This window comes from Caballeronia sp. A2-2, assembly GCF_057612605.2.
Genome location: NZ_CM173618.1, coordinates 23,638 through 44,048, shown reverse-complemented (window position 1 = coordinate 44,048; position 20,411 = coordinate 23,638). Strand labels below are relative to the sequence as shown.

17 protein-coding genes are annotated in these 20,411 nt (G+C 61.3%); 8 read left to right on the top strand and 9 right to left on the bottom strand.

All coding sequences use genetic code 11. From position 1 onward, the window contains the following. Window positions 1-93 precede the first annotated feature (93 nt). On the bottom strand, window positions 94-885 hold the full coding sequence (locus tag ACZCWR_RS23840) for a substrate-binding domain-containing protein (protein ID WP_487305518.1): 792 nt from the start codon (window positions 883-885) through the stop codon (window positions 94-96). 345 nt (window positions 886-1,230) lie between these two features. Between ACZCWR_RS23840 and ACZCWR_RS23835 the strand changes: the two genes are divergently transcribed. The 3 genes from ACZCWR_RS23835 to ACZCWR_RS23825 all read left to right on the top strand — a co-directional run bounded on the left by ACZCWR_RS23835 (window position 1,231) and on the right by ACZCWR_RS23825 (window position 4,141). After that, window positions 1,231-2,154, top strand: coding sequence for a tetratricopeptide repeat protein (locus ACZCWR_RS23835; protein WP_487305517.1), 924 nt, complete (start codon window positions 1,231-1,233; stop codon window positions 2,152-2,154). 204 nt (window positions 2,155-2,358) lie between these two features. Further along, entirely contained in the window at window positions 2,359-2,625 is a 267-nt protein-coding gene (locus ACZCWR_RS23830; RefSeq protein WP_487305516.1) for a DUF6723 family protein, read from the top strand. Window positions 2,626-2,767: 142 nt separating this feature from the next. Next, window positions 2,768-4,141 carry an MFS transporter gene (locus tag ACZCWR_RS23825; protein ID WP_487305515.1) on the top strand — a complete coding sequence of 458 codons (1,374 nt, stop codon included), beginning with the start codon at window positions 2,768-2,770 and terminating at the stop codon, window positions 4,139-4,141. Window positions 4,142-4,573: 432 nt separating this feature from the next. Here ACZCWR_RS23825 and ACZCWR_RS23820 read toward each other — a convergent pair whose 3' ends face one another. From ACZCWR_RS23820 to ACZCWR_RS23800, 5 genes are all read right to left on the bottom strand, one after another. Next, entirely contained in the window at window positions 4,574-5,530 is a 957-nt protein-coding gene (locus tag ACZCWR_RS23820) for an ABC transporter permease (protein WP_487305514.1), read from the bottom strand. Between the two features lie 4 nt (window positions 5,531-5,534). Beyond that, complete coding sequence (locus ACZCWR_RS23815) at window positions 5,535-6,518, bottom strand: ABC transporter permease (RefSeq protein ID WP_487306126.1); 984 nt, start codon at window positions 6,516-6,518, stop codon at window positions 5,535-5,537. Further along, complete coding sequence (locus tag ACZCWR_RS23810; RefSeq protein WP_487305513.1) at window positions 6,518-8,083, bottom strand: sugar ABC transporter ATP-binding protein; 1,566 nt, start codon at window positions 8,081-8,083, stop codon at window positions 6,518-6,520. The genes ACZCWR_RS23815 and ACZCWR_RS23810 overlap by 1 nt, the downstream gene beginning before the upstream one ends. Window positions 8,084-8,151: 68 nt before the next feature. Continuing rightward, entirely contained in the window at window positions 8,152-9,159 is a 1,008-nt protein-coding gene (locus ACZCWR_RS23805) for an ABC transporter substrate-binding protein (RefSeq protein WP_487305512.1), read from the bottom strand. Window positions 9,160-9,287: 128 nt separating this feature from the next. Further along, window positions 9,288-10,382 carry a LacI family DNA-binding transcriptional regulator gene (locus ACZCWR_RS23800; RefSeq protein WP_487305511.1) on the bottom strand — a complete coding sequence of 365 codons (1,095 nt, stop codon included), beginning with the start codon at window positions 10,380-10,382 and terminating at the stop codon, window positions 9,288-9,290. Window positions 10,383-10,545: 163 nt separating this feature from the next. On the opposite strand from ACZCWR_RS23800, the gene ACZCWR_RS23795 reads away from it, so the two are divergent. Both ACZCWR_RS23795 and ACZCWR_RS23790 read left to right on the top strand, forming a co-directional pair. Beyond that, window positions 10,546-11,334: a phytanoyl-CoA dioxygenase family protein gene (locus ACZCWR_RS23795; RefSeq protein WP_487306125.1), complete on the top strand. Its 789-nt coding sequence runs from the start codon at window positions 10,546-10,548 to the stop codon at window positions 11,332-11,334. After that, a complete protein-coding gene (locus ACZCWR_RS23790) occupies window positions 11,331-12,302 on the top strand; it encodes an aldose 1-epimerase (RefSeq protein ID WP_487305510.1) in 972 nt (323 codons plus the stop codon). Before ACZCWR_RS23795 ends, ACZCWR_RS23790 begins: the two co-directional genes overlap by 4 nt. 855 nt (window positions 12,303-13,157) lie before the next feature. Here the strand turns inward: ACZCWR_RS23790 and ACZCWR_RS23785 are convergent. From ACZCWR_RS23785 to ACZCWR_RS23775, 3 genes are all read right to left on the bottom strand, one after another. Further along, window positions 13,158-14,324, bottom strand: a complete 1,167-nt coding sequence (locus ACZCWR_RS23785) for an iron-containing alcohol dehydrogenase (RefSeq protein WP_487305509.1) — start codon at window positions 14,322-14,324, stop codon at window positions 13,158-13,160. Window positions 14,325-14,332: 8 nt separating this feature from the next. Continuing rightward, a complete protein-coding gene (locus ACZCWR_RS23780; RefSeq protein ID WP_487305508.1) occupies window positions 14,333-14,845 on the bottom strand; it encodes a flavin reductase family protein in 513 nt (170 codons plus the stop codon). A gap of 134 nt (window positions 14,846-14,979) precedes the next feature. After that, entirely contained in the window at window positions 14,980-15,957 is a 978-nt protein-coding gene (locus ACZCWR_RS23775) for a LysR family transcriptional regulator (RefSeq protein ID WP_487305507.1), read from the bottom strand. 172 nt (window positions 15,958-16,129) lie between these two features. On the opposite strand from ACZCWR_RS23775, the gene ACZCWR_RS23770 reads away from it, so the two are divergent. Genes ACZCWR_RS23770 through ACZCWR_RS23760 form a run of 3 tightly spaced genes read left to right on the top strand, consistent with a single transcriptional unit; the run spans window position 16,130 to window position 20,408 of the window. Further along, entirely contained in the window at window positions 16,130-17,536 is a 1,407-nt protein-coding gene (locus tag ACZCWR_RS23770) for an LLM class flavin-dependent oxidoreductase (protein WP_487305506.1), read from the top strand. Between the two features lie 47 nt (window positions 17,537-17,583). Then, window positions 17,584-18,930, top strand: coding sequence for an MFS transporter (locus ACZCWR_RS23765; RefSeq protein ID WP_487305505.1), 1,347 nt, complete (start codon window positions 17,584-17,586; stop codon window positions 18,928-18,930). A 17-nt stretch (window positions 18,931-18,947) separates the two neighbouring features. Continuing rightward, entirely contained in the window at window positions 18,948-20,408 is a 1,461-nt protein-coding gene (locus ACZCWR_RS23760) for an NAD-dependent succinate-semialdehyde dehydrogenase (protein ID WP_487305504.1), read from the top strand. Window positions 20,409-20,411: the final 3 nt, after the last annotated feature.

Genomic DNA, 20,411 nt, shown 5'->3' with positions numbered 1-20,411 from the left:
CTGCAATGGACAACACATGCAAAGGATTTTCGCACGGAACTGTTTCGCGCGACGAAGCGGCACGCCGATTGCGCCTCGCGTTATTTCGCCTGATCAACGCGCGGCAACCGGATCGAGGCCGGTCGCGCGCACCGTGTCCTGAACCTCGGGCGAGGCCAGATAGCGCAGCAGCGCGCGCGCTTCGTCGGGATGCTGCGCGCCGACCGGAATGCCCGCCGCGAAACGCGTGACCGACTGCACGGATTCGGGAATCCGTCCGACGAACGTCGCACCCTGCACCGGCAACAACTCGCTGACCTGTTGAAAGCCGAGTTCGTATTCGCCGTTCGCCACGACGGATGCCACGGGAATCTTCGGCACCATCTTCGCCTTGTCCTTCACCTGATCTTCCACGCCCAGTTTCTTGAACATCTCGTTCTGGATGTAGACGCCGCTGGCGCTGTCCGAATAGGCGATCGACTTCGCGTGCAGCAAGGTCTGCCGCAACGCATCGATGCTGCCGATATCGGGCTTCTCCGCGCCTGTTCTCACCGACATGCCGATGCGCGAATCCGCCAGTTCCACGCGCGAACCGGGTATTACCTTGCCTTGCTTGATGAGATCGTCGAGCGCGTAGCCGACCATGATGACGACATCGGCCGGTTCACCGCGTTCGAGCCGGTTCGGGATGGCTTCGGGCGCGCGGCCCATCGACGGACCGAGCGCGGTGTCGAGCGTATTGCCGGTCTGCGCGCTGAACTTCGGTCCAAGGATTTTGTAGGCAGCCGTGAAGCCGCCGGAGCTCATCACATGCAATTCGGCGGCATCGACGACACGCGGAAAAACCGCGCTAACGGCAACGAAAACAACAGAAGCAAGTCCTGAAAGCAAGGTCCTGATGGGCATGGGCGCGCTCTTTATGTCATATCTTTTTGCACTATACTGGATCGAATCCTTTATCGTTCTTCCCGCCTCGGTCATTCGAACGATGCGCGCCGGGAAACAGCCTTGATTCATTAGTTCACTGTCCAAATCAATCCATGCGGTCATGGATTGAGGCATTCATCATGGCTGTTCCATTGCCCGGTGCCCGTCTCGCGACTTGCTTTGTTAAAAGCTGTTCGCCTGAGGCGCGCGCTCGACCTTGATCGGCTTTCATAAGGTTTATCGATACCGCCGTGAAGCGCTTATCGACGACGCTTTATTTTTTCGCGGGCTGAATCGAACCGGATTTACGAACGAGAAATATCCATGCAAAACCAAAACGAAGTCCATGTCAAAAGCCTGCTCGATGCGGAAGCGGCCCTGCGCCGGGACCTGGCGCTCAAGCCCGAGTCACCCGCGATCAGAAACAACCTCGGCGTGGTGCTCCGCCAGCAAGGCCGTTTGACGGAGGCGGAGGAACACTTGCGTCAGGCGTTGGTGCTCATGCCGACGTCCGCCGAGGTGCTCGTGAATCTCGCGCTCGTGCTGTTCGATGGGCGGCGCTTCGCCGAAGGCGAGGACATGGCGCGCCGCGCCGCCGCGATCGATCCGAACTCAGCGATCGCGCATCATCTCCAGGGCTGCGCGCTGCAGACAATGGAACGGATGCAACCGGCCGAAGACGCGTTTCGTCGGGCCATCGCTGCTCGGCCGGATTTTCATGATGCGCATGCGTCGCTGGCGGATGTCCTGCGCGTTCGCAACCAACTCGACGAAGCCGAGAAAGCCGCGCGCGAGTGCCTGAAACTGAATCCTGAGTTCGTTCGGGGTCACCTCGCCATGGGCGACGTGATGTGCACGGCGGGCCGGCTCGCCGAAGCCGAGCGCGCCTTCGCACAAGCGCTTCGACTTCGGCCCGACTGCGCGGAGGCTCATTGCGGCCTCGGTAACGTCGCCCAGCGCCGCTTCGACGCCCCCGCCGCAGTCGATCAGTTCGAGAAGGCACTCGCGCTTCGCGCCGTGTTTTTCGAGGCAAGCCGCGGTCTGGGTTTGTCGCTGCTGGATCTCGGCAGGCTGACCGAAGCCGAGGCATCGCTGCGCAAGGCCTTGTCCTTGTCACCCGATGACGCCTGGACAAAAGACGCACTGGGCACCCTGCTGATCCAAAAGAGCGGTGTGAACCTGACCCTGCCGCGCACGGAAGGCGTGCTCACGACCCTTCGCGTCAGCGCCAGCACATCGGCCAGCTGATCCCGGCGGCATCGTCCGATGCCGCTTTTTTCCGCGCTTTTCCTCCGCTTTTTTCCCCTCATACACGACCACAGCCGCCTCGAAGTCACGCGAAGCGCGGTGCCGTTCGTACCGCGCGAACCCGCTCGCGCGGTACGCTTTTTGCTGTTTGTTCGTGCCTATCACGGAAAAAGATCGCACCCTGAACGTTCAATAGCACGACACATGTCCCGACTCATGCCGAAATCCTCGCCCTTATCAGAAGGCCTTGCATTCGAAGGCTTCGACATCTACGCATCGTACGTGGTGAACGCGACGGGCATGCATATCGGCACGCTGAAGGTCGTAAGAAAGCGCGACAAGCGCGTGCTGTATCCGTTCGACGGATGCGAGACCATCGGCCCGTTCGCCTCCAGCGAAGACGCGCGGCGCGCGGCGGAAGCGCTCGGGCAACGGATCGTGGAATCGGATATCGCCAACCCGGAGCGATGATCTCACCCCGTCATGCGGGAAAACCCCGGCGAATGTAACGTCCTAGGACATGCGTCGGGCGGCGATGCGTCTGTATCTTGGTTTCGAGGCGGTGCCCTGAATATCGACGGCACCGGACCATCGACGCATCGGGAAGACGATCATGAGCCAAACACTTCAGGACGCTCCACCCACCACGCTCAGGCGCGCGGTCGCCGCCTCGGCCATCGGCAACGCCACCGAGTGGTTCGACTATGGCATCTATAGCTACGGCCTGACCTATCTTTCCGCCGCGTTGTTTCCCGGCAGCACGGCGCAGGCCACGCTGTTCGCACTTGCGACCTTCGCCATCTCCTTTCTCGTGCGTCCGTTGGGCGGCCTGTTCTGGGGACCGCTTGGCGACCGGCTCGGGCGCAAGCATGTGCTGGCGCTGACCATCCTCATCATGTCGATGGCGACGCTTCTGGTCGGGCTGCTGCCTTCGTACGCGAGCATCGGCATCTGGGCGCCGGTGTCGCTCGTCGTGCTGCGCATGATTCAGGGTTTTTCGACCGGCGGCGAATACGGCGGCGCGGCGACCTTCATGGCCGAATACGCGCCCGACCGCAAGCGCGGTTTCTGCGGCAGCTTTCTGGAAGTCGGCACACTCGCGGGCTTTTCGCTGGGCGCGTTGTTGATGCTCGGTTGCTCGGTCGCGCTCGGCAGCGAGACGATGCACGCGTGGGGCTGGCGTCTGCCGTTTCTGGTGGCCGCGCCGCTCGGTCTGATCGGCCTGTATCTGCGCTCGAAGATGGAAGACACGCCCGTGTTCCGCGAATGCGCCGAAGCCGCCGAGCGCGAGCACGAACAAAGTCTTTCGTTGGGCGAACTGTTTTCGAATTACTGGAAGCCGTTGCTGCTGCTGGGCGGGCTGGTCGTCGCGTTGAATGTCGTCAACTACGTGCTGCTTGCGTATATGCCCACTTTCATGAGGAAAGAGTTGGGCATGAGCGAGAACCTGTCGCTGCTGCTGCCGCTCATCGGCATGTTGTCGATGATGGTGCTGCTGCCGTTTTCCGGCGCGCTGTCGGACCGGATCGGACGCAAGAAGGTGTGGTGGCTGTCGCTCGCGGGCTTGTTCGTGTTCGCCGTGCCGATGTTCTCGCTGATGGCGCATGGCATCGCGGGCGCGTTGATCGGATTGGCGGTACTTGGCTTGCTGTATGTGCCGCAACTTGCCAGCATCTCGGCGATGTTCCCCGCCATGTTTCCGACGCAGGCGCGCTATGCGGGCATGGCGATCGCCTATAACGTGTCGACGTCGATCTTCGGCGGCACCGCGCCGATGATCACGGATTGGCTCATCGGATGTACCGGCAACATGCTGGTGCCGGCGTATTACATGATGGGGGCGTGTGTGGTGGGGGCGGTGGCGCTTTTGTTTGTGACGGAGACGGTGGGGTGTTCGTTGCGGGGGAGGGGGGTGCCGGGGGAGGATGGGTCAGCGGGGTTGGAGGCGGGGTTGGATGCGGTCGAGGGTTGGAGGCGGCATGCTTGAGGTTGGATTTTTTAATGTTTGGATGTCGTGGAAGGGGCTTCTTCTGGTTGTGCTGTTTATTCAGTAGCTGCCTTCCCGGCAAAGAAAGCAGCTTTTTACCCCATGCACGATGGCGGGAGAGGGTTGGTCTGGATTAACCGATACAGTGGCCGCGTTTGGATGTCCCTCGGTTGGTTAAGCGTATAGGCAACCTGACGATTACGCGCTCGAATCCTTGAGTCTTCGTTGTAGACAGCAGCACTCGACCTGACAGAGAGTGTCTGTTCTCACTATCGTTGCCGAGTTGGGTTTGTTGTTCTTTTCGTGTAAAGGGCTGCTGTTGTTTGGGCTTTTTATTGCAGTAGCCGCCCCCCCGCCGGGGAGGCGGCTACTGCAATAAAAGCCCAGAAAACAGCAGCCCTTTGCACGAAAGACCAACAAAATCCCCACACCTCACCGCGCAAGCTCCACCTTCTTCCCCCCACGCCCCAACACCCTCGCCTGCAACACAATCACCATCAACAAAAACAACCCACGAATCACCGATTGCCAATAAGCCGACAACGATATAAACCCCAAACCGTTCTCGAAGTTGAGCAAATTAAACACCAACCCAAGCAACGCAACACCCGCAATCGTCATCGCGATGGACCCCTCGCCACCGGTCAACCGCGTGCCTCCAAGCACCACAGCCGAAATTGCAAAAAGCTCCCAACCGACGCCTTCATTCGGCTGCCCCGCGCCAAACTGCGACGCCAGAATCGTCCCCGCAATTCCGGCAAGCAACCCGCTCACCGCATAAACAGTAACAAGCGTGCGATCGACATTCAGCCCCATCAACCGCGACGCTTCCTCGCTGCCGCCAATCGCCAACGCATGCCGCCCGAACCGCGACGACCGCAACGCAACCCACGCTAACACCGCCGCCACCAGCGACACCAACCCCGGAATCGGCAGCCCGAACAAATCGCCTTGCCCGAAGTTCGCGAAGCTCGAATCCGACGCGATGCCCACCGCATCGTTATGCCCGAGCAGCAGCGCGAGGCCGTGCGCGCCGAGACTCGTCGCCAGCGTGACGATGAACGGCAAAATCCGCATGTGCGTGATGACCATGCCATTGAGCACGCCAACGGCCAAGCCCGCAGCCGAACCCGCGAGCACACCCGCCACCCCGCCATGCGGACTGACAAGAGCCGCGACCACGCTCGACATTGCTGCGACCGCGCCCACCGACAAATCAATGCCGCCCGTGATGATGACGAACGCCATCCCAAGCGAGATCAGCAGGAACATCGAGTTGTAGCGCCAGAACGAGAGCACGTTGTAGGCATCGGCGAAATGCTCGTAGCGCGTCACGCCGAGCACGAGCAGGGCGGCGAGGGCAATCAGGATCGGAAGGTTCTTTTTCATGATGTCAGCCGCGCTTTCTCTGCACATACACCGCCACGATGATGATCGCAGCCTTCAACACCAGCGCCGCGGCATCGGGAATGCCGTGCGCGAGCAGCGTATAGCGCAACAGTTGAATGATGAGCGCGCCGATCAGCGTGCCGGTGATGTACGCCCGCCCGCCCGTGAGCGCCGTGCCGCCGACCGCCACCGCCGCAATGGCATCCAATTCCACGCCGAGTCCCACGACGTTTGCATCGGACGACGAATTAACGGAGATCGAGATCAGCCCGGCCAGACCCGCCAGCGCCGCGCACACGGTATAGGCGATCATCTTCACGCGCACGGTCGGAATGCCGGAGAGATACGCCGCTTCCTCGTTGCCGCCGGTCACGAGTAGATACTTGCCGAACAGCGTCTTGCGCACGATCCACGTAAAGAGCGCGACGAGCGCGAGCATCAGCAAGATTTGGAAGGGGACGCCCGCGACCTTGCCGAGTGCGATCCATTGAAACGTGGGATTAGTGAAGGCCTGCAAATTGCCATCGGTGACGACCTGCGCGATGCCACGTCCCGCGATGAACAGCACCAACGTCGCGACAATCGGCTGCACGTTGAGCCGCGTCACCAGCATGCCGTTGAACACGCCGCACAGCGCCGCGCCGAGAATCGGCAAGGTGAACGCCAGCAGAATGCCCATCGGGCCGGGAATGTTCATGAACAGCATCGGTGCGAGCGCACCGGAAATCGCCATCGATGCGCCCACCGACAGATCGATGCCGCCCGTCGCCACCACCAGCGTCATGCCGATGCCCACGATCACGATCGTCACGACTTGCGTGAGATTCACGTTGAAGGTCTGCAAGGACACGAAGTGCTGCGTGAAAATCAGGTTGAACACGATCATCGCGACCAGCACGACGATCTCGCGCTGAATGGCGATGCCGCGTTTCTTGCGCGCGGGCGGCGGCTGCGTGAGCGAAGCGGCGGATTGCGTCTTGTCGATCATCATTCGGGTCCTCGCGCCGTCGTTTCCACTGCTTCGGCGAGTGTGGATTGCACGCCCGAGCCGTACGCGATGGCATCCATGATCGAGGCTTCGTTCATCTGTGCGCCGTCGAGTTGCGCGACGGTTTGTCCATCGCGGATCACGACCGCGCGGTCGGCCACCGCCGTGAGTTCTTCCAATTCGGATGCGGAAAGCAGCACGGCCAGGCCCGCATCGCGGAGTTCGCGCACGATCTTCGCCACGTCCGCCTTCGCGCCGACATCGATGCCGCGCGTCGGTTCATCGAGCAATAAAAGTTTTGGATGCGTCGCCAGCCAGCGCGCGAGCAGCACCTTCTGCTGATTGCCGCCCGAGAGTTCGCGTATCGGCTGATCCGGCGAGCGCAATTTGATGCCAAGCGATTCGATGAAACCATCGACGATCTCGCGCTGCTTCGCTACATCGACCACGCCGCGTTTGGTGAGCGCGGGCAGGCAGACGAGCGTGAGGTTGTCGCGCACCGATAGCTCGGGCACGATGCCTTCAGCCTTGCGGTCCTCCGTGAGATACGCGATGCCGCGCGCAATCGCATCCTTCGGCGACTTGAACGCGGTGTCCTCGCCGTTCACCGCGAGCGTGCCCTGCGCGGGACGGTCCGCGCCGAACAGCAGGCGCATGGTTTCCGTGCGGCCCGAGCCGAGCAAACCCGCGAGGCCGACGGCTTCGCCTGCGTGGACATCGAGCGAAACGTCGTTGACTTTCGCGCCTGCGGCCAACCCTTGCGCGCTCAACGCCACCGCGCCGCGCTTGGCGAGATTCGCTTCCTTCACAGCGCTGTCTTCGTGCACGACGGCGGCGAGCGTGCGGCCGAGCATCGTCGTGACGAGCTTGAGCTTGTCCATCTCCTGCATGCTGCTTTCGGCGACGGTCTGACCATCGCGCATGACCGTCACGCGGTCGCACAGCGCATAGAGTTCGTCGAGCCGATGCGAGACGAAGATCACCGCGCGCCCGTCGTCACGCAAGCGTCGCACCACGGTGAACAGCAGTTCCACTTCGCGCTCGTCGAGCGAGGACGTCGATTCGTCCATGATGACCATCTTCGCATCCGACGACACCGCGCGCGCCAGCGCCACCATCTGCTGAATGGCGGTGGAATAATCGCGCACGGGTTTCTTCACATCGATCTTGAGTCCGAACGATTCGAGCAGTTCGTCCGCGCGACGCTGCACGGTTTTCCAGTCGATCAGGCCAAACCGGCGCGGCTCGCGGCCCAGAAAAATGTTCTCCGCCACCGAGCGGAACGGCACCAGATTGATTTCCTGATAGATCGTGCTGATGCCCGCCGCGCGCGCTTCCTTGGGCGTGCGGAAATCCACGTCGCGGCCGTCGAAGCGGATCGCGCCGCCGCTCTTGCGATACGCGCCGGTGAGAATCTTGATGAGCGTCGATTTGCCCGCGCCGTTCTGGCCGATCAGCGCATGCACTTCGCCCGCATCGACAGACAAACGCGCATGCTTGAGCGCGGCCACGCCGCCGAACGAAATATCGATGTCCTGCATGTCCAGCAAGGGAGTTCGAGCCATTGCTTCATCCATCGAAATGAAAAAGCGAGCGCTTCGGGAGAAGCGCCCGCAAGGCACACACCCTTCGCTCAGTACCCGTATTTCATGCTTTCGTCGACGTTGCTCTTGTCGTAGAAGCGGTCCGAGACCTTGACCCACGGCGGGATGGTTTCGCCCTTGGCGTACTTTTGCGCGACGTCGCACGCGAGCGGCCCGAAGAAGGGGCTTGACTGCACGCTCGCGCCGAGTTCGCCGGCCTTGATGGCGTCCAATCCGCCCTTGGTGCCGTCGATGGTGACGATCTGGATGTCCTTGCCCGGCGTCTTGCCCGCAGCCTTGATCGCGGCAATCGCGCCGAGCGCCATTTCGTCGTTGTGCGCGTACACGGCGGTCACGTCGGGATGCGCCTGCAACAGCGTTTCCATGACCTGACGGCCCTTGTCGCGCGCGAAGTCGCCGCTTTGCGAGGCGACGATCTTCATGCCCGGATTCTTCGCGATCACATCGTCGAAACCTTTCTTGCGGTCGTTCGCGGCGGACGCACCCGTCGAGCCTTCCAGTTCGATGATGGTCGCCTTGCCGCCCGTCGCCTTCACGAGCCAGTCGGCCGCGCGCTGCCCCTGATCGATGAAGTCCGAACCGATGAACGTGATGTAGTCCTTGCCCGCCTTCGCCATCGACTGATCGACGTTGCGGTCCACGAGAATCACCGGAATTCCGGCCTTCTTTGCCTGCATGATGACCGGCACGAGCGGCTTCTCCTCACGCGGCGGGAACACCAGCAGATCGACGTGCTGCGCGATCATGCTTTGAATGTCCGCGACCTGCTTGGCGGCGGAACTGTTGGCATCGGTCATCACGACCTGCCAGCCGCACTTGGCGGCGACATCCTTGAAGCTCTTGGTTTCCGCGAGCCGCCACGGATTGTTGCTCTCGGTCTGCGCGAAGCCGACCTTCAGCGGCTTCTTGTTGGCGATCTTCGGCAGCGCGTCGTCGGCCGCATGCGCGGCGCTCATCGATGCGGCAAGGGTGAGGGCGGTCATTGCAGCGACCAGCGGGCGCAGGCCCGGGCGCGAGTTCTTCTTTAGCGACAGCATGTCTTCCTCCGATTAGGGATGATTCGCTCTTTGTAGTGATGCCGATGCTTGTTGTTGCCCGGTCTGCTGCTGCGAGAGTGTGTGCTGCTTTAAAGCGCCTGCTCCATGTCGATGGCGGTTTATTACCGTCATTCGTTAATATTATTAGTGGCCAGTTGCGTGACTTCGGTGAGCGCCTTCACGGAGCCGCGTTCGATCAGCGGCCCGTCCAGTTTCACCGTGCGACGACGCACCGGCGCACCGGCTGCGCGGTTGTGTTCTTCCTGCAAAAGCGTCTCGACGGCCCAGCGTCCCAACTCGTAATTCGGCAGCACGATGGTCGACAACGGCGGATGCGTATGCCGCGCGATTTCCTGATCGTCGTAACCGATCACGGAGACGTCTTCCGGCACGCGCAGGCCGAGTTGCTTGATCGCTTCGATGGCTCCGAGCGCCATCAGATCGTTGGCGCAAAAAATGGCGGTCGGCGGATTCGCCTCGCGCATGAGTGAGAGCGTTTCCTCGAAGCCGGTGGCCGGTCCCCAGTCGCCTTCGCGCACGAGTTCCGGCGCGAACGGAATGTCCGCGGTTGCCAGCGCCGTGCGATAACCCTTGAGCCGGTCGCGCGCCGCGTCCTGCCACGGCTCGCCGTTGATATAGCCGATTCGTCTATGTCCCGCCGCCAGCAAATGGTCTGTTGCCGTATGTCCGCCCGCGACTTCCGCTGGCACCACCGACGACACGTTCGCCTCGTTCGCATAGCAGTTGAGCAGCACCGTCGGCACGCGGGCGAGCGCATCGGGCACGTTCACGCGGCGGGTGTACACCGTCGCGTAGATCACGCCGAGAACGTTCGGATTACCGAGCGCTGCATCGAGCACGCGCGCTTCGATCTCCGCGTTGCCGTGCGTCGAATACACCGCGAGCATGCGGTTGTTCGCGAACGCGGCATCGCGCGCGCCGTCGATGCTCACGACCGGATGCGGACTCGTCGAGATTTCATCGGCGAGATACACGATCAGATTGCGTTCGCCTTGTGCTTCGACCGGCGTGAGCGCGTTCGGCTCGCGCTGCGTCATGCGGTAGCCGAGTTCCTGCGCCGCGCGCAGCACCTTGTCGCGCGTCGCGTCCGAAAATTTCGCGCCGCTGGCATTGTTGAGCACGAGCGAAACCGTGGACTGCGAAACTCCGGTGAGCTTCGCGATGTCGGTCATCGTCGGGCGGCGTTGAGTGGTTTTCTTCATGATCGTGCAAGTGGACTGCCGCAAACTTACCACTAATATTAGTGATGAACCAGCCTCCCGGCAGCCAAATCGGCTCGGGGTTTTCACGGACGATTACTAATAATATTGACGAGCAGATTACACGCATGCCATGCTTGAACCCATCCCGCATGGAGACAACGCGATGGGCCGATACGACGACAGCACGCTGGATTCATTCGCGCAGGCGTTCGCGCGCGATGGCTTCGTCATGCTGCGCGGGCATTTCGCACGGCAGACCATCGAGGCGTGGCGTGAGGCGTTCATTCCGTTGTTCGCGCCGCATGTGGAGACCTCGGCGAACGGCAATCGCGGGCCGGGGCGCTATTACGTGACCTTGCCGTTCGAAGGCCTGTTCGCGGACCCGGCCATTTTCTGCGATGAAACCATCGCCGGTATCGTCGAACGCGTGGCCGGCGCCGATCCTGTCATGTGTCAGTTGGCAACCGATACGCCGGTGCTCGGCTCGCAGTTTCAGGACTGGCATCGCGACACGCCGCCGCTTTTCGATGACGCACCGGAAACGCCGTCCTTTCAGCTTGCGGTGAATTTTCCGCTCGTCGATGTGGACGATTCGAACGGACCGCTCGAAACCACGCGCGGCACGCATCTTCTTTCGCGCGATGAAGCGCTGGCAGGTCTTGAAGCGGGTCGCTTTCCCGCCGAACGCGTGCCGATGCAAATGGGCGATGTGATGATTCGCGATGTGCGCGGGCTGCATCGCGGCACGCCGAATCTCACCGATGAGCCGCGTCCGATGGTCGTGATCGGCTACAGCCGCGCGTGGTATTTCCGCCCTGAAGTGCGGATCGAAGTGCCGCGCGCCGTGCTCGCAGGGCTTCCCGCGCGCGCGAGGCGTCTTCTGCGCTTCAATCCCGTGGTCGAGACGACCGCGCGCACCTTCGATGAAAGTTACAGGCAATTCGCATATTGAGCGCCGATCGTTCTTCCTCTTTTCAGGCGTCGTTGCAGGCGCATTCCGGCGAGCCGCTCGTCGAGCTTCGGCATGGCGCGCGGCGTGTGTTGCTTGCGCCGCATGTCGGCGGGGCGATTGCCGCGTTTTATGAGGCGCGTGAGTCGGGGCCGCTGCACTGGTTGCGTCCGGCGACGCCGGAGATGCTCGCGGCGCAAAATCCGCTCGGCATGGGGAGTTTTCCGCTGCTGCCGTATTGCAATCGCATTCGGGATGCGCGCTTTACTTTCGGCGATGAACACGTCGATCTGTCCGATGACGGCAATCTGTTTCCGCATGCGCTGCATGGCAATGCGTGGCGCAGGCCGTGGCGCGTGGGCGCGTTGACGGAGGCGAGCGCATCGCTGCATTTCGAGCATGAGCCTTCGCGCGATGCCGCGCATCACTGGCCGTTTGCGTATGAGGCGACGCAGGATATCGTGCTCGACGAACGTGCGTTGCATGTCGCTATGACGCTGCGTAATCTCTCCGCGCGGCCTATGCCGTTTGGTATCGGTCATCATCCGTATTTTCCGCGCACGGCGGGTACGACGGTTCATGCACACGTCGATGCCATGTGGCATGGCACGCCTGATCCCTTGCCTACGCATCTTGGGCCTGATCCTGCTGTCGATGCGCTTGTTTCGGCGCATGGCATGCGTGCGGGTGCGTTCGATTTGGATAATCACTTCATTGGGTGGAACCGTGAGGCGACGATTGCGTGGGAGGATGAGCGTCGCTCTGTGATTTTGAAGGCGGATGCGCCGTTCGATTTCATGGTGATCTATGCGCCGACTGCGCCTGAATTCGATTCGCTGTTATGCGTGGAGCCGGTTAGTAATGTTGCTGATTGGATTAATCTTGATGTTGATGATGCAGCGAAGGGTGGAGGCGTGCTCGCGCCAGGGGGGATTATTCGGGCTGCGTTTTCGTTGGAGACGTTTGGATGAGGCGCTAAGTGAGTCATGCAAAGGGCTGCTGTTGTTTGTGTTGTTTATTCAGTAGCCGCCTCCCCGGCGGGGGGGTAACTTTCTTTGCTGCTGCAAAGAAAGTCACCAAAGAAAGCAGCTTTTTACCCCATGCACGATGGCTGGAGAGGGTTGGTCTGGATTAACCGATACAGTGGCCGCAATAGGGCGTTCCACGCATAACGAGCCGCTTAAGGCAACCTAGCGATTTCGCGCTCGAATATTTAAGTCTTAGTGGCCCGCGTTCATTCATTCGGCCATGCGCTGCGCGCGCCGAGAACGTAAGAACGGAATCCCGCAGCGTATCCGCGCCCAGCCGCCTCACACTTCTCCGCAAGATTGCTATTCGGCCCTACCTTGGTTAGTGCTTTCATAAAAAGGCGTGTTTGCCACGCGCGCAAAAAGCTCAAACTTGCATTGGCAAATGGTATTGCGTTGGCGCTTGCCTTTTCGTCGGAGCACTCACCAAGGTAGGGCCGAATAGCAATACAGCGATGCGGCGTGGGGTGGCTGGGCACGCGCCCGCTGCGGGATTCCGTTCTTACGTTCTCGGCGCGCGCAGCGCATGGCCGAAAGAATGAATGCGGTCCACTAAGGCAAAAGGATTCGAGCGCGCAATCGCTAGGTTGCCCACACGCTTAACCAACCAAGGGACATCCTAACGCGGCCACTGTATCGTTAATCCAGACCAACACTCTCCAGCCATCGTGCATGGTGTAAAAAGCTGCTTTCTTTGGTGACTTTCTTTGCAGCAGCAAAGAAAGTTACCCCCCCGCCGGGGAGGCGGCTACTGCAATAAAGACCCAAACAACAGCAGCCCCTTCCACGAAAAAAGCCTCAAAACGCCCGACGATAAATCTCAAGCGCAAAGTCTTGAGTCATCTCCCGAGGATTATTGATAAGCAACCGTTGCTGCTTCATAGCATCCACGGCGAGCATGGAAAGGTCCTTCTCCTGAACCCCCACTTCCCGCAGCGTCCGCGGAATCCCAGTCTCAACGACCAACGCCTCCATAGCCGCAACAAACGCCTCGCTCTTAGCAGCCGCAGAAGCAGAAGCAGAAGAACCAACATCACACCCAATAACGTCACAAAGCTCCGCATACAACCCCTCCGCATGCGAAGCATTAAACCGAAGCACATGCATCAAAACCAGCGCATTCGACAGCCCATGCGGCACATGAAAATGCCCACCCAGCGGGTAAGCGAGCGCATGCACCGCTGCCACCGGCGCATTAGAAAAAGCCTGCCCCGCAAGCGTCGCCCCGAGCAACATCGCCTCGCGCGCCGCGCGATCACGCCCATCCCGGCAAGCCGTCAAAAGATTCGCATAAAGCAGCCTCAACGCTTCCTTAGCCAACATATCCGACAAAGGATTTTTCAATCGCACTGACGTATAGGCTTCGATCGCATGCACCATCGCATCGATGCCGGTAGCGGCGGTCGCCTGCGCGGGCAACCCGATCGTGAGTTCCGCATCGAGCAGGGCGATATCCGGATAAAGCACCGGCGACACCACGCCACTCTTCGTGGTCTCGCCCGTAGTCACGATGGAAATAGCCGTCACCTCAGACCCCGTCCCCGCCGTAGTCGGCATGAGCACGAGCGGCAAGCGCGGCCCGATGACATTCCCCACGCCATACATGGCCGAAAGCGGCTGATCCGACGCACACAGCACCGCAATGAGTTTGGCGACATCCATGGACGACCCACCGCCCAACCCAAGCACCACTTCAGCGCCACTTTCCCGCGCACGCGCAGCGGCATCCAGAACAACGTGATCGGGCGGATCGGCGACGACATCATCGATCACGGTAACCTGCCAGCCATGCGCCGCAAGATCATCCAACGCGGGCGCAATCAACCCGCTCTGATTCAAGAAGCGATCAGTAACGAGCACCAGCCGCGTCGCGCGAAAACGCTCACGCAGCAGAGCGCCCAGCCGCCGCGCAGCACCATATTCGACGATGAGCGAAGGAACAGTCGTGAAGCTGAATGCGTTCATGCGTAAGCTCAGGTAAGTGATTCGGCGGTTTCGGCTTCGAGATTGCGGAAACCCCGGTTGTAATAGACGAGCGGCGCGGCATCGCCCAATTCGACGGATTCGATTTCGCCGATCAGCACCGTATGATCGCCCGCCTCGTGCACGTCGCGCGCCACGCACACGAGCGATGCCATCGATCCCGACAATACCGGCGGATGCGGATCGTCGCCGCCCACGCCGTAACGGAATTCATGCGGACCGAACTTGTCCACGCCCTTGCGCGCGAAGTGCATCGCGATATCTTTCTGCTCTTGCGAAAGAATATTGATCGTATAGCGCCGCGCGCCGATGAACGCCGCATGCGAATCCGCCGAGTTCGCAATGCACACGAGCACGAGCGGCGGTTTCATCGATACCGATGAAAACGAACTCGCCGTGAAACCCCAGTGGCGTCCCTGCGCATCCGTGGTCGAGACGATGGTGACGCCGCTCGGAAAAGCACTGAGGGCGTCGCGGAAAACTTGCGGGTCTTTGAGCGTCATGAAAGTGTTCTCCTGATCTGCTTAGTAGTGGCATGAAACCAGTTTATGGTTCCGTACCTCACAGAACAATTTCGATGTCGCGATGGATTCATCAACGAAACGGATAGATCGACGCATTGATAGGCATAGGCGCTTCATGGCAGCATCGCGTCGTTCGCCATGACCGCGCCGAAATTCGCCTGCAAATGGCGCACGAAACTCAATGCCGCCGCGCTCAGCTCGGCTTCGCGCGAACGCAGAATGCCGAAGCTGCGCAGAAGTTTTACATCGACCACGCGCAAGGTGGCGCGGTGATCGCGTGCGTAGCGTTGCGCCATCGAGCGGGGCAGGAAGGTCGCGCCGAGACCCGCATCCACCATCCCGAGCAGCGTGCTTAAATTTGCTGCCTGGTGCATCGGCCGCAGCGTCAGACCGTGCGCGGTGAAGGCATCGGCGAGCGTGTCGCGCAGGATCGAATAGCGTTCGAGCAGCATCAACGGAATCTGCGCGAGTTGTTCCAGCGTGACTTCGCCGGCTTCGGCCAGCGCATGCGTTTTCGGCACGACCACGAGCATGTCTTCTTCCGATAAGGCCTCGAATCTCAGCTTGCTCGAATCGTTGTCGAAGGCGACCACGGCGAGATCGGCCTCGTTGGCCTCGATCTTCGTGACGACTTCCTCGTATTGCACATCGCGCAATTGCACCTGTACGTCGGGATAGCGCTGACAAAACGAATGGATCAGCGGCGGCAGCATGACGGCGGAAATCATCGGCGTGGAGGCGACCACCACGCGCAGACGCGCGGCATCGGCATCGACCTGAAAGTCCTGGAGCAGCAGACGCAGATCGCGCAGCGCGGCTTCGGCGCGTTCGCGCAAACGCTTGCCCGCGGGCGTGGGTTCGACGTGACGCGTGGTGCGCACGAGCAGCCGCGTCTTGAGCGTGGATTCGAGGCGCTGCACGCGGCTGGTGACGGACGGCTGCGAGATATGCAGCCGTTTCGCGGCGGCGCTGAAACTGCCGAGTTCGACCACGGCGAGAAAGGTTTCCAGCTCCACCAGATCGAAGCGCAAGGTGACGGGCGCCGCGCCATTCGAGGCGCCGGCGTGCTCGTCCGGCTTGTCGGGCGGCATGTCGAATGTCTCCGTGTCTCTTATCAGGAATGGCTATGAGTCTATCTCATAAAGCAAATAGTGTCGTTGCGGGGCCGTCGCGATAATCGGTTGCATCCCGGTTGGACCGGCACGCGCCGTCATCGGAGAACGAGATGGCGGCGCACGACACGCTCACGAGGAGGCAATCGACATGGCACATTCCCAATCGCGTCAGATGACGCTCATCGGCTTCCTGCAAGCCCAGAACTGCTCGACCTATCCCGGTTCGTGGCGGCACAGCGGGGCGATGCAGGATTTCCTCACGCCCGAGTACTACCAGCGCATCGCGCGCACGCTGGAAGAGGGCAAGTTCCACCTCGCCTTCTTCGATGACCGCCTCGCCATGCCCGACATTTACGGCGACGATCACGCGCAAACGGTCGAACACGGCGTGCGCGCGGTCAAGATGGACCCGAGCCCCATTCTCACCGCGATGGCGATGGCGACCACGCATCTCGGCCTCGGCGCGACGTACTCGACGACCTACTACGAGCCGTATCACATCGCGCGCCACTTCGCGACGCTCGACCTCATGACGAAGGGCCGCGTGGCCTGGAACGTGGTCACGTCGCTGAACGATTCGGAAGCGGCAAACTTTGGCCGCGAGATGCATCTGGAGCACGATCTGCGTTACGACCGTGCCGATGAATTCCTTGAAACCGTCATGGGTCACTGGGATTCGTGGGAAGAAGGCGCGCTCATCATGGACAAGGAGAGCGGGCGTTTCGCGGATGCGTCGAAGGTGCATCGGCTCGATCACAAGGGCGATTACTTCAGCTCGCGCGGGCCGCTGACGGTGCCGCGTTCGCAGCAAGGGCATCCGGTGTTGATTCAGGCGGGGCAGAGCGGGCGCGGGCGCGCGTTTGCATCGCGCTGGGGCGAATTGATTTTCGTGGTGTATCCGAATCTCGCGGCGGGAAAAAAGCAGTACGCCGAACTAAAGCAGGCCGTGGCCACGGCGGGACGCGATCCGCAGAGCGTGAAAGTTTCGACGGCGGTGTACACGGTCGTCGCCGAATCGGATGAGATCGCGCAGCAGCAGCGCGCGTATATCGATTCGCTCGCTAAGCCGATCGACTCGCTTACGTTGCTGTGCGAAGTGCTCAACACGGACTTCTCGAAGCGCGATTACGACGCGCCTTTCACCGATGCCGAAATGAAAGCCATCTCCGGCTGGACGGGTTTCCGCGATCGCGTGGTGATGCTGTCGGGCAAGCAGAATCCTTCCGTGCGTGATTTCGTGGAGTTCTCGAACCGTGCGCGTCTGAATGAATATCCCGTGTTTGCAGGCACGCCGAAGACGGTTGCCGATCAGATGGAGCAATGGTTCGTCGAAGGCGGTTGCGATGGTTTCGTTATTTCGCCGACGCATGTGCCCGGCGGTTATGAGGACTTCGTGCGCCTCGTGGTGCCCGAGTTGCAAAAGCGCGGCATCTTCCGCAAGGAATACGAAGGCGCGACGCTGCGCGAAAACCTCGGCCTGCAACGTCCCGATGCGGGCGACTGGCGCGATCAGGCTTTCGCGGGCGTGAACGGCGAATTGCGCAAGGCCGGCTGAACCAAGCAAAGCGCTACACAAAACATCGAAGCACAGGAGACAAAGACATGGCAGAAATCGCCGATATCCGGCGTGTGGCGCTTGCGAGCACCATCGGCACGACGCTCGAATGGTATGACTTCTTCATCTTCGCATCGGCAGCGGCGCTGGTGTTCAGCAAGCTGTTTTTCCCGACCTTCGATCCGGTCGCGGGCACCATCGCGTCGCTGGCGAGCTTCGCGGTGGGCTTCATCGCACGGCCTGTTGGCGGCGCGGTGTTCGGGCATTTCGGCGACCGCATCGGCAGAAAGGCCATGCTCGTGCTCAGTCTCACGATGATGGGCGGCGTCACGTTTCTGATCGGCCTGTTGCCGACGTATGCCAGCGTCGGCGTGGCCGCGCCCGTGTTGCTGACCGTGCTGCGCTTCGTGCAAGGCTTCGCGGTCGGCGGCGAATGGGGCGGCGCGACATTGATGGTGATCGAGCACGCGCCCGCCAAAAAGCGCGGTTTCTACGGAAGCTGGCCGCAAATGGGCATTCCCGGCGCGCTCATTCTCTCGACCGGCGCGATGGCCGCGACCACCGCCCTCACCACGCCCGAACAGTTCGCCGCGTGGGGCTGGCGCGTGCCGTTTCTGCTGTCGGGAATACTCGTCGTCGTGGGCATCGTGATCCGGCGGCGGCTGGCGGAGTCGCCGAGCATCGAGCGCATGCGGCGCAAGCATGAAACGCCTGCGGTGCCTATCGCCACGCTGCTGAAGCACCATAAGCGCACGACGTTTCTGCTGGTCGCATCGCAAGCCGTGCAATGCGCGGGCTTCTACGTGGTGGCCGTTTATTCGCTCGTCTATCTGACGCAGAACCTTCACCTTCCTCGCAGCGATGCCCTGCGCGCATTGATGATCGCCGCCGCATGCACGCTCGTCGCGCATCCTACCTTCGGCGCGCTGTCGGACCGTATCGGGCGCAAGAAGGTCTTCATGGGCGGAATGATCTTCCTCGGCCTTTTCATCTACCCTTATTTCATGATGCTCAACACGGGCAATTACGCGTTGATCGTGCTGGCCATGAGCATGGCGATGGCGATTGGCGAAGGCTCGGTGCAGGCCGCGCAGCCGAGTCTTTTTGCAGAGCAATATGCGTCGGGCGTGCGTTATAGCGGCGTGTCGCTGGCGTATCAATTGGCGACCGTTTCGTGGAGCGGCCCGACGCCCGTGATCGCCGCGATGTTGATCGCGTGGGCCGGGAGCTACTGGCCGTTGGTGGGTTATATTTCATTTCTGGCCGTGATCTCGGTCGTCTCGATCATTCCGCTGCGTGAAGCGGCGGGTGTCGAACTCGCACGGCTCGAACAGCAGGACGAAGCATTCGGTGGCGATGCCTCGCGCTACGCGACGCAGGACCAGACTGCCTAACGATATCCGATCGAATCATGAGCCTCAAAGACCAACTGAAAGATCCCGCGCTGCTGCGTCACGATGCCTATATCGATGGCGAATGGCGGCAAGCCGATAACGGCGCGACCTTCGAAGTACGCGATCCGTCGAACGGCGAAACGCTTGGCACCGTGCCGCTGATGGGCACCGACGAAACGCGCCGCGCGATCGTTGCCGCCAACGCCGCGTGGCCCGCGTGGCGCAAGAAAACCGCAAAGGAACGCGCGGTCCTCATGCGTCGCTGGTTCGATCTGATGATCGAAAACGCCGACGATCTCGCGTTGATTCTGACTACCGAACAAGGCAAGCCGCTTGCCGAAGCGAAGGGCGAGATCACGTATGCCGCGTCCTTCATCGAATGGTTCGCGGAGGAAGGCAAGCGCGTGGCGGGCGATACGTTGGCCACGCCGGCGGCGGATAAGCGCATTGTCGTGACGAAGGAACCGATCGGCGTGTGCGCCGCCATCACGCCATGGAATTTCCCGGCGGCGATGATTACGCGCAAGGTCGGACCGGCGCTCGCGGCGGGGTGTCCCATCGTCGTGAAACCGGCGGAAGCCACGCCGTTTTCCGCGTTTGCGCTGGCCGTGCTCGCGGAACGCGCGGGCATCCCGAAGGGCGTGTTGTCCGTGCTGACCGGCGATCCGAAAGCCATCGGCGCGGAGATGACGGGCAATCCCATCGTGCGCAAATTGTCGTTCACGGGATCGACGGCGGTGGGCCGCTTGCTCATGGCGCAGAGCGCGCCGACGGTCAAGAAAGTCACGCTCGAACTCGGCGGCAATGCGCCGTTCCTCGTCTTCGAAGATGCCGATATCGATGCCGCCGTGCAGGGCGCGATTGCATCGAAGTATCGCAACAGCGGGCAGACGTGCGTGTGTACCAACCGCTTCTACGTGCATGAGCGCGTGTACGACGAATTCGCGCGCAAGCTCGCGGATGCGGTCGGCACGCTCAAGGTCGGACGCGGTATCGATAAGGACGTGGCGCTCGGGCCGCTTATCAACGAAGCGGCGGTGAAGAAGGTCGAATCGCATATCGAGGATGCGTTGTCGAAGGGCGCGATGCTTTCGACGGGCGGCAAGCGTCATGCGCTCGGTCATGGGTTCTTCGAGCCGACCGTGCTGACCGGCGTGACGCCCGCAATGAAAGTGGCGAAGGAAGAAACCTTCGGACCGCTCGCGCCGATCTTCAAGTTTTCTTCGGATGACGAAGCAGTCAAACTCGCGAACGATACGGAGTTCGGGCTTGCCGCGTACTTCTATAGCCGCGATATCGGCCGCGTATGGCGTGTGGCCGAAGCGCTGGAATACGGCATGGTCGGCATCAATACCGGGCTGTTGTCGAACGAAGTCGCGCCCTTCGGCGGCGTGAAGCAATCGGGCCTCGGCCGCGAAGGGTCGCATTACGGCATCGACGATTACGTGGTCATCAAGTATCTCTGCATCGAAGTTTGATGA

Coding starts and splice junctions, on each gene's coding strand:
- ACZCWR_RS23780 (WP_487305508.1), bottom strand. CDS start 14,845: ATGACGCTCAAAGACCCGCAAGTTTTCCGCGACGCCCTCAGTGCTTTT.
- ACZCWR_RS23830 (WP_487305516.1), top strand. CDS start 2,359: ATGTCCCGACTCATGCCGAAATCCTCGCCCTTATCAGAAGGCCTTGCA.
- ACZCWR_RS23810 (WP_487305513.1), bottom strand. CDS start 8,083: ATGGCTCGAACTCCCTTGCTGGACATGCAGGACATCGATATTTCGTTC.
- ACZCWR_RS23840 (WP_487305518.1), bottom strand. CDS start 885: ATGCCCATCAGGACCTTGCTTTCAGGACTTGCTTCTGTTGTTTTCGTT.
- ACZCWR_RS23765 (WP_487305505.1), top strand. CDS start 17,584: ATGGCAGAAATCGCCGATATCCGGCGTGTGGCGCTTGCGAGCACCATC.
- ACZCWR_RS23785 (WP_487305509.1), bottom strand. CDS start 14,324: ATGAACGCATTCAGCTTCACGACTGTTCCTTCGCTCATCGTCGAATAT.
- ACZCWR_RS23800 (WP_487305511.1), bottom strand. CDS start 10,382: ATGAAGAAAACCACTCAACGCCGCCCGACGATGACCGACATCGCGAAG.
- ACZCWR_RS23815 (WP_487306126.1), bottom strand. CDS start 6,518: ATGATCGACAAGACGCAATCCGCCGCTTCGCTCACGCAGCCGCCGCCC.
- ACZCWR_RS23820 (WP_487305514.1), bottom strand. CDS start 5,530: ATGAAAAAGAACCTTCCGATCCTGATTGCCCTCGCCGCCCTGCTCGTG.
- ACZCWR_RS23795 (WP_487306125.1), top strand. CDS start 10,546: ATGGGCCGATACGACGACAGCACGCTGGATTCATTCGCGCAGGCGTTC.
- ACZCWR_RS23760 (WP_487305504.1), top strand. CDS start 18,948: ATGAGCCTCAAAGACCAACTGAAAGATCCCGCGCTGCTGCGTCACGAT.
- ACZCWR_RS23835 (WP_487305517.1), top strand. CDS start 1,231: ATGCAAAACCAAAACGAAGTCCATGTCAAAAGCCTGCTCGATGCGGAA.
- ACZCWR_RS23775 (WP_487305507.1), bottom strand. CDS start 15,957: ATGCCGCCCGACAAGCCGGACGAGCACGCCGGCGCCTCGAATGGCGCG.
- ACZCWR_RS23825 (WP_487305515.1), top strand. CDS start 2,768: ATGAGCCAAACACTTCAGGACGCTCCACCCACCACGCTCAGGCGCGCG.
- ACZCWR_RS23770 (WP_487305506.1), top strand. CDS start 16,130: ATGGCACATTCCCAATCGCGTCAGATGACGCTCATCGGCTTCCTGCAA.
- ACZCWR_RS23805 (WP_487305512.1), bottom strand. CDS start 9,159: ATGCTGTCGCTAAAGAAGAACTCGCGCCCGGGCCTGCGCCCGCTGGTC.